The organism is Paraburkholderia solitsugae (assembly GCF_013177695.1).
GTDB lineage: Bacteria > Pseudomonadota > Gammaproteobacteria > Burkholderiales > Burkholderiaceae > Paraburkholderia > Paraburkholderia solitsugae.
In genome coordinates this window covers 13,064-27,076 of record NZ_WOEY01000070.1, presented here as the reverse complement: position 1 = coordinate 27,076, position 14,013 = coordinate 13,064, and the positions used below count along the sequence as shown (strand labels likewise).

At 62.2% G+C, this 14,013-nt stretch carries 19 protein-coding genes; all 19 read right to left on the bottom strand.

The window, feature by feature from the left end; all coding sequences use genetic code 11:
• Nucleotides 1–32: 32 nt before the first annotated feature.
• A complete protein-coding gene (gene tatA, locus GNZ12_RS18160; protein ID WP_074282046.1) occupies nt 33–275 on the bottom strand; it encodes a Sec-independent protein translocase subunit TatA in 243 nt (80 codons plus the stop codon).
• 243 nt (nt 276–518) lie between these two features.
• On the bottom strand, nt 519–884 hold the full coding sequence (locus GNZ12_RS18155) for a histidine triad nucleotide-binding protein (RefSeq protein WP_172312168.1): 366 nt from the start codon (nt 882–884) through the stop codon (nt 519–521).
• A gap of 82 nt (nt 885–966) precedes the next feature.
• On the bottom strand, nt 967–1,362 hold the full coding sequence (locus GNZ12_RS18150; RefSeq protein WP_172312166.1) for a DUF4870 family protein: 396 nt from the start codon (nt 1,360–1,362) through the stop codon (nt 967–969).
• A 95-nt stretch (nt 1,363–1,457) separates the two neighbouring features.
• Nucleotides 1,458–1,850: a phosphoribosyl-ATP diphosphatase gene (locus GNZ12_RS18145; RefSeq protein WP_172312164.1), complete on the bottom strand. Its 393-nt coding sequence runs from the start codon at nt 1,848–1,850 to the stop codon at nt 1,458–1,460.
• A complete protein-coding gene (gene hisI, locus GNZ12_RS18140; protein WP_171983686.1) occupies nt 1,847–2,257 on the bottom strand; it encodes a phosphoribosyl-AMP cyclohydrolase in 411 nt (136 codons plus the stop codon). Before hisI ends, GNZ12_RS18145 begins: the two co-directional genes overlap by 4 nt.
• 1 nt (nt 2,258) lies before the next feature.
• Nucleotides 2,259–3,032 (bottom strand): imidazole glycerol phosphate synthase subunit HisF, encoded by a 774-nt coding sequence (gene hisF, locus GNZ12_RS18135; RefSeq protein ID WP_172312162.1) that lies wholly within the window; start codon nt 3,030–3,032, stop codon nt 2,259–2,261.
• Between the two features lie 213 nt (nt 3,033–3,245).
• On the bottom strand, nt 3,246–3,998 hold the full coding sequence (hisA, locus tag GNZ12_RS18130) for a 1-(5-phosphoribosyl)-5-[(5-phosphoribosylamino)methylideneamino]imidazole-4-carboxamide isomerase (protein WP_172312160.1): 753 nt from the start codon (nt 3,996–3,998) through the stop codon (nt 3,246–3,248).
• 214 nt (nt 3,999–4,212) lie between these two features.
• Nucleotides 4,213–4,854, bottom strand: a complete 642-nt coding sequence (gene hisH, locus GNZ12_RS18125) for an imidazole glycerol phosphate synthase subunit HisH (RefSeq protein WP_172312158.1) — start codon at nt 4,852–4,854, stop codon at nt 4,213–4,215.
• Nucleotides 4,851–5,471 (bottom strand): YchE family NAAT transporter, encoded by a 621-nt coding sequence (locus tag GNZ12_RS18120; RefSeq protein ID WP_172312156.1) that lies wholly within the window; start codon nt 5,469–5,471, stop codon nt 4,851–4,853. Before GNZ12_RS18120 ends, hisH begins: the two co-directional genes overlap by 4 nt.
• Nucleotides 5,472–5,530: 59 nt before the next feature.
• Nucleotides 5,531–6,118 (bottom strand): imidazoleglycerol-phosphate dehydratase HisB, encoded by a 588-nt coding sequence (hisB, locus tag GNZ12_RS18115; protein ID WP_159001953.1) that lies wholly within the window; start codon nt 6,116–6,118, stop codon nt 5,531–5,533.
• A 114-nt stretch (nt 6,119–6,232) separates the two neighbouring features.
• Complete coding sequence (gene hisC / locus GNZ12_RS18110) at nt 6,233–7,303, bottom strand: histidinol-phosphate transaminase (protein ID WP_172312154.1); 1,071 nt, start codon at nt 7,301–7,303, stop codon at nt 6,233–6,235.
• Between the two features lie 180 nt (nt 7,304–7,483).
• On the bottom strand, nt 7,484–8,806 hold the full coding sequence (hisD, locus tag GNZ12_RS18105; RefSeq protein ID WP_172312152.1) for a histidinol dehydrogenase: 1,323 nt from the start codon (nt 8,804–8,806) through the stop codon (nt 7,484–7,486).
• A 60-nt stretch (nt 8,807–8,866) separates the two neighbouring features.
• Nucleotides 8,867–9,562, bottom strand: a complete 696-nt coding sequence (hisG, locus tag GNZ12_RS18100) for an ATP phosphoribosyltransferase (protein WP_172312150.1) — start codon at nt 9,560–9,562, stop codon at nt 8,867–8,869.
• The gene (murA, locus tag GNZ12_RS18095; RefSeq protein ID WP_407947708.1) at nt 9,559–10,914 is read right to left on the bottom strand and encodes a UDP-N-acetylglucosamine 1-carboxyvinyltransferase; all 1,356 of its coding nucleotides are present in this window, start codon (nt 10,912–10,914) and stop codon (nt 9,559–9,561) included. Before murA ends, hisG begins: the two co-directional genes overlap by 4 nt.
• 18 nt (nt 10,915–10,932) lie before the next feature.
• Nucleotides 10,933–11,172 carry a BolA family protein gene (locus tag GNZ12_RS18090; RefSeq protein ID WP_006052280.1) on the bottom strand — a complete coding sequence of 80 codons (240 nt, stop codon included), beginning with the start codon at nt 11,170–11,172 and terminating at the stop codon, nt 10,933–10,935.
• Between the two features lie 15 nt (nt 11,173–11,187).
• Entirely contained in the window at nt 11,188–11,943 is a 756-nt protein-coding gene (locus GNZ12_RS18085; RefSeq protein WP_172312148.1) for an ABC transporter permease, read from the bottom strand.
• Nucleotides 11,940–12,872: an ABC transporter ATP-binding protein gene (locus tag GNZ12_RS18080; RefSeq protein ID WP_172312146.1), complete on the bottom strand. Its 933-nt coding sequence runs from the start codon at nt 12,870–12,872 to the stop codon at nt 11,940–11,942. Before GNZ12_RS18080 ends, GNZ12_RS18085 begins: the two co-directional genes overlap by 4 nt.
• Before the next feature lie 170 nt (nt 12,873–13,042).
• Nucleotides 13,043–13,336, bottom strand: coding sequence for an STAS domain-containing protein (locus GNZ12_RS18075; protein ID WP_074282032.1), 294 nt, complete (start codon nt 13,334–13,336; stop codon nt 13,043–13,045).
• Nucleotides 13,333–13,965 (bottom strand): MlaC/ttg2D family ABC transporter substrate-binding protein, encoded by a 633-nt coding sequence (locus tag GNZ12_RS18070; RefSeq protein WP_172312144.1) that lies wholly within the window; start codon nt 13,963–13,965, stop codon nt 13,333–13,335. Before GNZ12_RS18070 ends, GNZ12_RS18075 begins: the two co-directional genes overlap by 4 nt.
• Nucleotides 13,966–14,013 lie beyond the last annotated feature (48 nt).

Sequence of the window (14,013 nt, the reverse complement as noted above, 5' to 3'; positions counted from 1 at the left end):
AGTGTCCGTCAGTAACGCGGTTGGGCCGCGGCTTAGCGGTAATCGCCGGAACGCGGCGTCTTTTCCTTCGCATCCACATCCACGGTGCCGTTACGCGGCAGTTCGCGCTGCTGCTGCGCGTCACCTGCGGGCGTTTCGGCTTCCTTCATGCCTTCCTTGAAACCCTTCACCGCGCCACCCAGATCGGTGCCGATATTGCGCAGCTTCTTCGTGCCGAATACGAGCGCTACGATCAGCAACACGATCAGCCAATGCCAAATGCTCAACGAACCCATGACTACTCTCCTTAACCCCGACACCGCACCGCGATGCGGCAAAATTCGTCCGCCTTGCGGCGTGACTCGAAGCGCGTACGCTTCATCTATACATTACTGCAGACTGTTCCGATTCAACCCGCGACCGGTGTGTCATTGTGACCTGACGATCACGTCGGCGTCGTTACAGTGCAGCAAAAACAATGGCCGCGCTAGGGTCGACGGCCCAAACTCGCCGCGCACCTCGCGGCCCGCCGTTATTTGTCAGCCCATTCGGTGCCACGGACGCGGCCCTGCAAGGATGTGCGCGTGCAGGTGATACACCTCTTGCCCGCCGCCCGGTCCGGTATTGATTACCGTGCGAAAACCGGTTTCGCCACCGCTGTACGCCACGCCCAGCTGGTCGGCCAGACGCGCCACCAGAACAAGCATTCTACCAAGCAGAGGTGCATCGCTTTCGGTGCAATTCGACAGCGTGGCAACGTGTTTGCGGGGAATCACCAGCACATGCGTTTCAGCTGCCGGACGGATGTCGCGGAAGGCAACAAACTCTTCGTCTTCATGGATCTTGGTCGACGGAATCTCGCCGGCGGCGATCTTGCAGAAAAGACAGTTTGGGTTGTGACTCATCGTATTCCTGACACAGTATGGCTAGCGCGCGCGGCGTGATGCAGCACCGTTCATGTTCCGCCCGGCCGCAACCGGACTCAACTCAAAACCAGGCACGCGGATTCGCAAGCGGCTTGTTATCGTACAGATACAGCCAGCCTTTGATAATACGGTACAACATCCAGATACTGACGGCCCACAGAACCGGAATACCGATCACCACGAACAGCAGGACGGCACCAATCGCATAACCTGCCAAGGCCATCCAGAACGAGCGGATCTGCCACTCGAAATGCGCTTCGTAAGGCGTGCCCACCACATCGGGCCGTTTCACGTAGTTGATGATGATCGCGATCAGAATCGTCAGGCCGCCCGTCAGCCAATGAACCGCATACAGTGCGTACAGCACATGCGTGAGCGTGCGCAGACTGCGTTCGCGCTCGGGCTCGATCGCGTTGCGGTAGACCGGCGGCGGATAATTTCCTTGCGACTGTTCCATGCTTGCGTCCTCCCGAGGATGCGATCCTACGCGTTCAGTGCAATGTCGGTGCCGACGTTCGCCACTTCAAGACACGGGCGACAAAGCGGCGACAATCAGTCGCCGTTTTCCTCGCGCTCGCGGCTCTTGCGCAGCGCCTTTTCCTCGATGCCCGACAAGCCTTCACGGCGCTCAAGTTCGGCGAGCACGTCGGCCGGGCTCAGGTCGAAATGCGACAGCATCACGAGGCAGTGAAACCACAGGTCCGCCACTTCGCCGACCAGTGCCTTCGGCGCGCCGCCGTGACGCGCGTCTTTGGCGGCCAGCACGACTTCGGTGGCTTCTTCGCCGATCTTCTTGAGAATCGCGTCATCGCCTTTGTGGAACAGGCGCGACACATACGAGACGTCCGGATCGCCGCCCTTGCGGCCGTCGATGATGGCCGCGAGGCGCAGCAGCGTGTCCTTAGTGGACGAAGCGGGTTCCGTGGAGTGCGTGGATTGCGTCATTTGTAGATGTGTTCGGGGTCTTTCAACACGGGATCGACGGCGACCCAGCCGCCATCGTCAACCGTGCCTTCGAATTTCTGGAAAAAGCACGAGTGGCGGCCGGTGTGGCACGCGATGCCCGACACCTGCTCGACCTTCAGCAGCACGACGTCTTCGTCGCAATCGAGCCGCACTTCATGTACATGCTGCACGTGGCCGGACTCTTCGCCCTTGAACCACAAGCGCTGGCGCGAGCGCGAGAAATACACCGCGCGGCCGGTTTCAATGGTTTTCGCCAATGCGTCGCGGTTCATCCACGCGAACATCAGCACGTCGTTGGTCGACGCTTCCTGCGCGATCACCGGCACGAGGCCGTTCGCGTCCCACCTGACCTTGTCGAGCCACTCTGCTGCCGAGGGATTCACCACGTCACAACCTCACCGAAATACCTTGATCGGCCATGAAGCGCTTGGCCTCGCCCACGGTATGTTCGCCGTAGTGGAAGATGCTGGCGGCCAATACCGCGTCCGCGTGGCCGTTCTTGATGCCGTCGGCCAGATGCTGCAGCGAGCCGACGCCGCCCGAGGCAATGACCGGAATCGACACCGCATCGGACACCGCCCGCGTGAGCGCGATATCGAAGCCACTCTTGGTGCCGTCACGGTCCATGCTGGTCAGCAGGATTTCACCCGCGCCCAGTTCGGCCATCTTGCGCGCCCATTCGACGGCTTCGAGGCCGGTGGCCTTGCGGCCCCCATGCGTGAAGACTTCCCAGCGCGGCGGTTCACCGTCCGCGGAGACGCGCTTGGCGTCGATGGCGACGACGATGCATTGCGAACCGTACTTGTCCGTTGCGTCGCGCACGAGTTGGGGATTCGCGACCGCCGACGAGTTCATGCTGATCTTGTCCGCGCCCGCGTTCAGCAGGCGCCGCACGTCTTCGACCGCGCGCACGCCGCCGCCGACCGTCAGCGGAATAAACACCTGGGAGGCGACCGCTTCGATGATCGGCAGGATCAGGTCGCGCTGGTCGGACGTGGCGGTGATGTCGAGGAAGGTCAGTTCGTCGGCGCCCTGCTCGTCGTAGCGACGGGCAATTTCGACCGGGTCGCCCGCATCGCGCAGTTCGACGAAGTTGACGCCCTTGACCACGCGTCCAGCCGTGACGTCGAGACAGGGGATGATGCGTTTAGCTAGAGCCATGATCTTGCAATTCTGCCAATACCGCTGATGAGGCCGCTCGCCTGAATCTTCACGAGCGGCACTGTGCCGGCGCGGCTCGCCGCGTCAGGCCGCGAGGATGTCGAACAGAAACACCTGCGGCTTGACGCGCTTCAGGGACGCGCCGTTGCGTCCGCTTTTAAGTCCACTGCTGCGTCGATTCCGGGTCGACCGCGACGCTTCAAGCGGTGAAACTTACGCGTCGTCCGATTCGCGCAGCCGGTCCGCGAGGGTCTGGGCCGCCGTGAAGTCCAGATCGCCCGAGTAGATTGCCCGGCCGCAGATCACGCCTTCGATGCCTTCGTCCTCGACTTCGCACAGCGATTCGATGTCCGTAAGGTTCGACAAACCGCCGCTCGCGATCACCGGAATCTTCACCGCGCGCGCGAGACGCACCGTCGCTTCGATGTTGATGCCCTGCAGCATGCCGTCGCGGCCGATGTCCGTGTAGATGATCGACTCGCAGCCGTAGTCCTCGAACTTGCGCGCCAGATCCGCCACTTCATGCCCGGTCAGCTTGCTCCAGCCGTCGGTAGCAACCTTGCCGTCTTTCGCATCCAGACCGACGATGATATGACCGCCGAAAGCCGTACACGCATCTTGCAGGAAGCCCGGATTCTTCACCGCGGCCGTGCCGATGATGACGTACGACAAACCGTCGTCCAGATAGCGCTCGATCGTGTTCAGGTCGCGAATGCCGCCGCCCAGCTGGACGGGGATCTCGCCCCCTACTTCCTCGATGATCGCGCGAATCGCGTCTTCGTTTCTCGGCTTGCCGGCGAACGCGCCATTCAGGTCGACGAGGTGCAGACGGCGGGCGCCGCGATCGACCCAATGCCGGGCCATCGCCGCCGGTTCCTCGGAAAATATCGTCGCCTGGTCCATATCGCCCTGTTTGAGGCGTACACAGTGACCATCTTTCAGGTCGATGGCGGGAATCAGCAGCATAGCAATCGGGTGTTGTCTGGGAGGTGGTTGAAGGTCGGCGGCAGCGGCTGAGAAGCCAGCCCGCCACAACGCCGTTTCGCTAGTTTAGTACAACTCTTTCGACGCCCTTGCGGAGCGTCGGTTTGGAGCGAAATCGTCTTGCTGCGGTTGTGGCGCACGGCCAACGCTCCGCTTGTGGCGGAACGGCGCAGGGCAACAGGATGAAGAAAGGCGCTCACGGGTTCCAGTGCACGAAGTTGCGATACACGCGCAGCCCCGCTTCGGCGCTCTTTTCCGGATGGAATTGGGTCGCGAAGATGTTATCCCGCGCCACCGCCGAGGTAAAGGGCACACCGTACACCGTTTCGCCCGACGTATGGGCGGCATTGTCCGGCACGACGTAATAGCTATGCACGAAGTAGAAGAACGCGTTATCGGCGACGCCGTCCCACAACGGATGCGGCTGCGCCTGGCGCACGCGGTTCCAGCCCATTTGCGGCACCTTGAAGCGCGAGCCGTCGTCCTGCACCTGACCTTCAAGGTCGAAGCGCAGCACCTTACCGGGCAACAGGCCGAGGCCAGGCGTATCGCCTTCGGCGCTCCAGTCGAACAGCATCTGCTCGCCGACGCACACGCCCATCAACGGCTTGTTGCGCGAGGCTTCAATGACCGCTTCCTGCAGGCCGGATTCGGCCAGACTGCGCATGCAGTCGGGCATGGCGCCCTGGCCGGGCAGCACCACGCGATCAGCCGAGCGGATCGCGTCGGGTTGATCGACGATCGCCACGTCCGCTTCCGGCGCGGCGTGGCGCAATGCCTGGGCAACCGAGCGCAGGTTGCCCATTCCGTAATCCACAATCGCTATCGAAGTTTTCATTTCAAGTTAGGCAGCAATGCCTTCAATCCATCGACGATGAATTCCACCGCCAGCGCCGATAACATCAACCCCATGAGCCGCGTGCCGATGTTGATACCCGTGCGACCGACCCAGCGGGCAATCGGTTCAGCGAGGCGCAGCGAAAAAAAGCAGATCGCCGCCAACACGGCGCCGATCGCGATCAGGCTGAGCCGGTCGTACCAATGCGCCGAGCCGGCCGCATAAATAATCGTGGTACTGATCGCGCCCGGGCCGGTTAGCAGCGGGATCGCCAGCGGCACGACCGCGATGTTGTCCTTCTGCTCGGCCTCATCGCGCTCTTCCGCCGTGGAACGGCTGTTACCGATCTGCGCGTTCAGCATGTTGATCGCCATCAGCAGCATGATGATCCCGCCGCCCACTTCAAGCGACCCGACCGAAATGCCAAAGAAGCTGATGATCTGCTGGCCGAGCAGCGTGGTCACCGCGATCACGCAGAACACCGAAATCGCCGCGATACGGATGGTCCTGCGCCGCTCGACGTCGCTCTGATGCGCCGTCAGGCTCATGAAGAACGGAATGGCGCCGACCGGGTTGATCAGCGCCAGCAGCGAAATAAACGACTTCAGAATGTCCATCGCACACCGGGTGCGGGCAAGCGCAGCCGGTCCTGGTCTCGAGGCTCGTAAATGGGCGCTTAAAGGCTGCCCTTGGTCGACGGAATCTGCCCCGCCGCGCGTTCGTCCATCTCGACGGCCATACGCAACGCACGCCCGAAGGCCTTGAAGACCGTTTCCATCTGATGATGGGCGTTCAGACCGCGCAGGTTATCGATATGCAGCGTGACGCCGGCGTGGTTCACGAATCCGCGGAAAAATTCGATGGAGAGATCGACGTCGAACGTGCCGATGCGCGCACGCGTGAACGGCACATGGAATTCGAGGCCCGGACGGCCGGAAAAGTCGATCACGACGCGCGACAGCGCTTCGTCCAGCGGCACGTAAGAATGACCGTAGCGGCAAATGCCCTTCCGATCGCCGATTGCCTTCGCGACGGCCTGGCCGAGCGTGATGCCGACGTCTTCGACCGTATGGTGGTCGTCGATATGCAGGTCACCATGCGCTTCGATGTCGAGATCGAACAATCCATGCCGTGCGATCTGGTCGAGCATGTGATCAAGAAACGGCACACCGGTGGCCAGCTTCTGCTGACCCGTGCCGTCCAGATTGATCTTCACACGGATCTGCGTTTCGCTGGTGTTGCGAACGACTTCCGCAAGGCGCATGGTAATTCCTCGAATCTAGCTAGAAAGCGATAGGTGTGTGGGTTGGGAAAACGGCGAGCCGCGCGCGCTTCCCTCAGTAGGGAAAAGCGCTCACGCGGCCATTCGGCATGCCGTTCAGTGCAGCACGAGTTTCAGTCCGGCGATCAACTGGGCGTTTTCTTCGGGCGAACCGACGGTCAAACGCACGCAATTGACCAGCAATGGATGCATTTTACTCACGTTTTTGATCAGAACCCGTGCGGCCAGCAGCGTTTCGAACATAACGGATGCGTCAGGCACCCGCACCAGCAGGAAGTTGCCGGCGCTCGGGAACACTTCGGCACCCGGCAATTGGGCCACGGCGTGCGCGAGTTTTGTGCGTTCTTCCCGCAATTGCGCGGCCTGTGTGTCGAGCACGTCGACGTGGTCGAGCAGGAAATCGGCGGCGGCTTGCGTCAGCACATTGGTGTTGTACGGCGGGCGCACCTTGTCGAATTCGGTTAGCCAGGCGGGCTTGCCGACCAGATAACCCAGGCGAATGCCTGCCAGACCGAGCTTGGACACGGTACGCATCACGACGACGTTGTCGAACGCATCGGCACGCGGCAGCCAGCTTTGCTGCGCAAACGGCTGGTACGCCTCGTCGATCACCACCAGGCTTTTGTTCGCGGCGGCGATGATGCGCTCCATGTCCGCGTCGTCGTACAGCGTGCCGGTCGGGTTGTTCGGATAGGCCAGATAGACGACCGCCGGTTCATGCTCGGCGATCGCCGCCAGCATCGCTTCGGTGTCGAGCGTGAAATCCGCCTTCAGCGGCACGCCGATGAATTCCAGATTCGCCAGCTTCGCCGACATCTGATACATCACGAAACCCGGCACCGGCGCGAGCACCTTGGCGCCCGGCTTTGCGCACGCCACCGACACCATGCTGATGATTTCATCCGAGCCATTGCCGAGCAGCACGTCGCAACCGGCGGGCACGCTCATCACGCGCTTGATCTTTTCGATCAGCGCCTCCGGGCGCGGCGCCGGGTAACGGTTCAGCGCGACGCCGGCCAGATGCTCGCCCAGATGGGCGGCGAGTACAGGTGGCAGCGGAAACGGATTTTCCATCGCATCGAGCTTGATATAGCCCGTGGCGTCCGGAACCGGATAGCTCGTCATCGCGAGCACGTCGCGGCGGATGATGTCTTGAGGTGTCGTCATAAGTCAGTGAACCGGGCCGCACGGGAGACGCCGGCCGGATATCGGCGGCTTGCGGACTGCCCCAGGTTGGTCTGTATTGTCGTTATTTAAACGGGAAACCGCGCGAAATCCGTCGGCAGCGTTCGCGGGCATCGGCTCGATGCCCGCTTCCGTGCTCAGGCTCCCCGCGTTCAGCCGCGCTTAGCCGTTCTGCCGCATCCGGTATTCGGCGCTGCGAGCGTGCGCCTGCAAACCTTCGCCATAGGCGAGTTCAGCGGCGATCTCGCCGAGCGTTTGCGCGCCTTCCGCACTGACCTCGATCACGCTCGAACGCTTGAAGAAATCGTAGACACCCAACGGCGACGAGAACCGTGCGGTACGCGACGTAGGCAGCACGTGATTCGGCCCCGCGCAGTAGTCGCCGAGGCTTTCGCTGGTGTAGCGGCCGAGGAAGATCGCACCGGCATGGCGGATCAGTTGGCCCCACTGATGCGGCTCCAGCGCGGAGATTTCGAGGTGTTCCGGGGCGATGTCGTTGGCGATCGCGCAGGCTTCAGCCATATCGCGCACCTTGATCAACGCACCACGGCCTTCGAGCGACGCGCGGATCACGTCCTGACGCGGCATGGTAGGCAGCAGTTCGTTGATCGCGTCGCGCACGCGGGCGATGAATGCATCGTCCGGGCACAGCAGGATGGATTGTGCGAGCTCGTCGTGCTCGGCTTGCGAGAATAGGTCCATCGCGATCCAGCGCGGGTCCGTCGTGCCGTCGCACAACACGAGAATTTCCGACGGCCCGGCGATCATGTCGATCCCGACCGTGCCGAACACGCGGCGCTTGGCCGACGCGACATACGCATTGCCCGGACCGCAGATCTTGTCGACTGCGGGCACCGTTTCCGTGCCGTACGCCAAGGCGCCCACCGCTTGCGCACCGCCGATCGTGAACACCCGATCCACGCCGCCCAGCAAGGCAGCCGCCAGCACCAGCGGATTCTTCACGCCATCCGGCGTCGGCACAACCATGACGATTTCGCGCACGCCGGCCACGCGGGCCGGAATCGCGTTCATCAGTACCGACGACGGATACGCCGCCTTGCCACCCGGCACATAGATACCCGCGCGATCCAGCGGCGTGACCTTCTGGCCGAGGACGGTGCCGTCCGCTTCCGTGTACTGCCAGCTATGGCTGCCGCACTCGATCTTCTGCTTCTCGTGGTAGCCGCGCACGCGCGCCGCCGCCGCTTCGAGCGCCGCGCGGCGCTTAGGCTCGAGGCCTTCGAGCGCCGCTTCGAGTTCGGACATCGGCAACTCGAGCGCCTCAACGCTTTTCGCCTCGACACGGTCGAAGCGGTTCGTGTACTCGAGCACCGCAGCGTCGCCGCGTGCCTTCACGTCGTTCAGAATCTGCGCGACCGAGCGCTCGATTGCTTCGTCTTCGCTCGCCTCGAACGCGAGCACCGCGTGCAGCGACTTCTGGAAGTCGGGAGCACTGGAATCGAGTTTGCGAATCTTGATAGACATACGGGTATCCGTTTCGGTAAGGCGCGCTAAAGCGTGGTCAAACGAGCGTGGTCAAACTTTTCAGGCCGCAGCACCGGCCTTCGACGCGCGTTCAAACGCGTCGAGGATCGGCCGCAGCGCAGCGCGCTTGAGTTTCAGCGCCGCCTGGTTCACAACGAGGCGCGACGAAATCTGCATGATCTCTTCCACCTCGACAAGATTGTTGGCGCGCAAGGTATTGCCCGAGCTGACCAGGTCGACGATCGCGTCAGCAAGGCCGACCAGCGGCGCCAGTTCCATCGAACCGTACAGCTTGATCAGGTCGACGTGCACACCCTTGGCGGCAAAATGCTCACGTGCCGTTTCCACATACTTGGTCGCCACGCGCAGACGTGCCCCTTGACGCACCGCATTCGCGTAGTCGAAGCCGGCGGCCACCGCGACCGACATGCGGCAGCGCGCAATGTCCAGATCGACCGGCTGATACAGCCCGCTGCCACCGTGTTCGAGCAAGACGTCTTTGCCGGCCACGCCGAAGTCGGCTGCGCCGTATTCGACGTAGGTCGGCACGTCGGTGGCGCGCACGATGATCACGCGCAAGTTCGCATCCGTAGTGGGCAGGATCAGCTTGCGCGAGGTTTCCGGATCTTCGGCGACTTCAATGCCGGCTGCGGCGAGCAGCGGCAGCGTCTCTTCGAAGATACGCCCTTTCGACAAAGCCAGCGTAAGCGGCGCGCCCGCGGCCGGCGAAGACGACGTTTGCGGCATCGAACTCATGCCTGGCTCCCCGAGATACGGCGCACCTTGGCGCCGATGGCGTTGAGCTTGGTTTCCATCCGGTCGTAACCCCGATCCAGGTGATAGATACGGTCGATCAGCGTTTCGCCTTCGGCACGCAGCGCGGCGATCACGAGGCTCGCCGAAGCACGCAGGTCGGTTGCCATCACCTTCGCGCCGGACAGCTTCTCGACGCCGGTCACGAGCGCGGTGTTGCCGTCGATCGTGATGCTCGCGCCGAGGCGGTTCAATTCCTGCACGTGCATGAAGCGGTTCTCGAAGATCGTCTCGACAGCTTGCGAGGTGCCGTCCGCGATCGTGTTGAGCGCCATGAACTGCGCCTGCATGTCGGTCGGGAACGCCGGGTATTCGGACGTGCGGAAGCTCACCGCGCTCGGACGCTTGTCCATGCGCACGCGCATCCAGTCGTCGCCTTCTTCGATCGTGACGCCGGCTTCACGCAGCTTTTCGGTGACGGCTTCAAGGATCAGCGGACGCACGCGGCGCAATGTGACATCGCCGCCGGCAGCAGCGACCGCGCACAGAAACGTACCGGCTTCGATACGATCCGGAATCACCGTGTGCTTTGCGCCATGCAGCGAGTCGACGCCCTGGATCACCAGGCGATCCGTGCCGATGCCTTCGATCTTTGCGCCCATCGAGACCAGCAGATGCGCGAGGTCGCCGACTTCCGGCTCACGCGCGGCATTCTCGATGACCGTCTCGCCCTCAGCCAGCACCGCCGCCATCAGCAGGTTTTCAGTGCCAGTCACGGTGATCATGTCGGTCACGATCCGCGCGCCCTTCAGACGCTTCGCACGCGCTTCGATGAAGCCGTGCTCGATCGTGATCTCGGCGCCCATGGCCTGCAGACCTTTGATGTGCTGATCCACCGGACGCGCGCCGATGGCGCAGCCACCCGGCAGCGACACCTTGGCGTGACCGAAGCGCGCGACCAGCGGGCCGAGCACGAGGATCGACGCACGCATGGTTTTCACCATTTCGTACGGTGCGACGAGGTTATCGACCTTCGACGCATCCAGCGACACGCGCCCCTCACCGCTCTCGATGCGCACGCCCATCTGGCCGAGCAGCTTCAGCATCGTGCGCACGTCCTGCAAGTCGGGCACGTTGTCCAGATGCACCGACTCCGCGCTGAGCAGACCCGCGCACAGGATCGGCAGCGCCGCGTTCTTCGCACCTGAGACGACGACTTCACCCGACAGCGGGTAGCCACCTTCAATGACGAGTTTATCCATGCCTGTCACTTCCTGATTGACCCGGACTTCAGCCGGGCCCGCTTTGACTGTGTTCGACGCGCCGCTACCCGCGTCGCGCCCTTCTTGAGTAATTCGCACTAAAGTTCCAGATTACGCGTTCTGCCATTCGGCGGGCGTCAGCGTCTTCATGCTGAGCGCGTGGATTTCTTCGCGCATGCGGTCGCCGAGCGCCGCGTACACGAGTTGATGGCGCTGAATCAGACGCTTGCCTTCGAAGCTCGGCGAAACGATGGTCGCGAAGAAATGCTGACCGTCGCCCTCGACTTCGAGATGCTGGCAAGCGAGTCCAGCCGCGATGTATTGCTTGACCTGTTCGGGAGTCGGCAACATGAGAGAAGCTCCTGATCAGTGGCGCAGTTTGTAGCCGGAGGCGAGCATGCGCATCGCCACCACGGCCAGCACCACAAAGAAACCGGCAACGATCGCCAGGCTCACGAGCGGATTGATATCCGACATCCCGAAGAAACCGTAGCGAAAGCCGTCGATCATGTAGAAAAAGGGATTGAGCCGCGACACTTCGCGCCACACCGGTGGCAGCGTATGCGTCGAGTAGAACACGCCCGAGAGGAACGTGAGCGGCATAATCAGAAAGTTTTGAAATGCGGCAAGTTGGTCGAACTTTTCGGCCCAGATGCCGGCGATCAAACCGAGCGTACCGAGGATCGCCGCGCCGAAAATCGCGAACGCGATGATGTAAAACGGCGCGCTGAAGCTGACCGGCACGAACCAGATCGTCACGATAAACACGCCGAAGCCGACGGCCAGCCCCCGGGCCACGGCGGCGAGCACATACGCGCCGAACATCTCGTAGTGCGAGAGCGGCGGCAGCAGCACGAACACCAGGTTGCCGGTGATCTTTGACTGGATCAGCGAGGACGAGCTATTCGCAAATGCGTTCTGCAACACGCTCATCATCACGAGGCCTGGGATCAGGAAGCTCGTGTACTCGACGCCCGGATAGACCTGAACGTGACCGCGCAACGCGTGGCCGAAAATCGTCAGATACAGCAGCGCAGTGATAACCGGCGCCAGCACGGTCTGGAACGCGACCTTCCAGAAACGCAGGATTTCCTTGTAAAACAGCGTGCGAAAGCCGCTCATGCAAGCCCCTCGATCACTTCCGGACCGTTCATCACCTGAACGAACACATCTTCGAGGTCAGCTTTGCGGACCTCGATTTCTTCGAATGTACAGCCCGCTGCGCGGCACTGCGCGAGAATCCGCTCGACATCGTCATAGCTCGCCAGACGCAGCAGATGCTGACGGCCATTGCCGCTACCCGTGCCGCTTTCCACTTCGAGGGGACGCAACTCGGCCGGCAACACGCCTTCTGTAAAGCGGAGGAACAACTGCATGCCGGCAAAGCGCTGCAGCAGCGTGCTGGTGCGCTCGAGCGCGACAACCTCACCGCGCCGCAACATCGCGATGCGGTCGCACAGCGATTCGGCTTCTTCCAGATAGTGCGTGGTCAACACGATCGTGTGACCCTCGCGATTCAGGCGCGAGATGAATTTCCACAAGGTTTGACGCAGCTCGACGTCGACGCCCGCGGTCGGCTCGTCCAGCACGATCACCGGCGGCCGGTGCACCAGCGCCTGCGCCACCAGCACGCGGCGCTTCATGCCGCCCGACAGCGCGCGCATGTTGGCATCGGCTTTATCGGTAAGGTCGAGATTGGCCATGATCTCGTCGATCCACGCGTCGTTGTTGCGCAGACCGTAGTAGCCGGACTGGATCCGCAACGTTTCGCGCACAGTGAAGAACGGATCGAACACGAGTTCCTGCGGCACGACGCCGAGCGCGCGGCGCGCGTCGCGGAAATCGCTGACTACGTCATGCCCGCGCACCGCGATGCTGCCTTCATCGGCGCGCGCGAGACCGGCAAGGATGCTGATGAGCGTCGTCTTGCCCGCGCCGTTCGGACCGAGCAGTCCGAAGAACTCGCCTTCTTCCACCGTGAGGCTGACGCCCTTGAGCGCCTGCAAGTCCTTGTAGCGCTTCTTGACGTTACGAATTTCTATGGCTGACATGACTATGGGCCGCGTGCGTCGCGGCGCCTAAAGGAGCCCTGAGGGGGCGCAAAAATGCTGGAAGGGACGAAATTGGGGCCGGTTATGAGCCCCGAAAAACGTTTGATTATAGGGCAAAAATCGGCAGCCCCGGCTCAGCCGGGGCGATTGGAAGTGACGCTATGGGAGCGTCAATGTCGCGTCGATAAGAGGGTGTCGACGCCGTAGGCTTGTGCGAGGCTGGCAAGACCAGCCGGCAGGTTCACGATCTCGAACACGACGCCGCGTGCCTGGGCGGCACGCTCCCATGCGAGCAGGACGGCAAGCGCGGTCGAATCGAAATGCACGAGCGGCGCGCAATCCACGCCGGTCGCGCCCGCGGCGATGCGCTGCAAACCCGCCTCGAACGCGGCTTTCGCGCTTTCGTGGGTCAGCGTCGCGCCGCTTTCGAAGCGGCTTGCGACGGCGTTCAGCACTTCGCTCACGACTGCTTGCCCGCAGCCAGTTGCTGATTGCGCTGCGTGAGGAACTGGATCAGTCCGTCCACGCCCTTCTGCTGGATCTGCTCGTTGAACTGTTGCTGATACGCCTGGATCAGCCACGCGCCGAGCACGTTGATGTCATATACGCGCCAGCCGTTCGGCGTCTTGTACAGACGGTAGTCGAGTTCGATCGGCGAGCCGTTGTTCATCACCACGGAGCGCACCACCGTGTCGGTGTCGTCCGGGCTCATGCGGAACGGCTTGTACTGGATCTGCTGATCGCGCACTTGCGCGAGCGCACCCGAGTACGTGCGGATCAGCAGCATCTTGAACTGCTCGACCACGGCGTTTTGTTGCTCAGGCGTAGCGGTACGCCAGTTGCGGCCCATCGCCAGTTGCGTGGTGCGGCGGAAATCGGTGTACGGCAGGATCTTTTCGTTGACGAGCTGGGTGATGTGGGTGATGTCGCCTTGCTGGATCGACTTGTCGGCGCGGATCGCATCGATCACCTGCTGGGTGACGGTCTTGACCAGGCCGTCCGGTGAACTGGAGTCGACCGTTTGTGCCGATACACCGGCACTGGCGAAAGAGAACAACGCAGCAAACAACGGAATCAGGAAGAATTTTTTCATATCGAGCCTTGCCTTAAAAATAGTGCAACCGTTTGAGCCGACATTAAC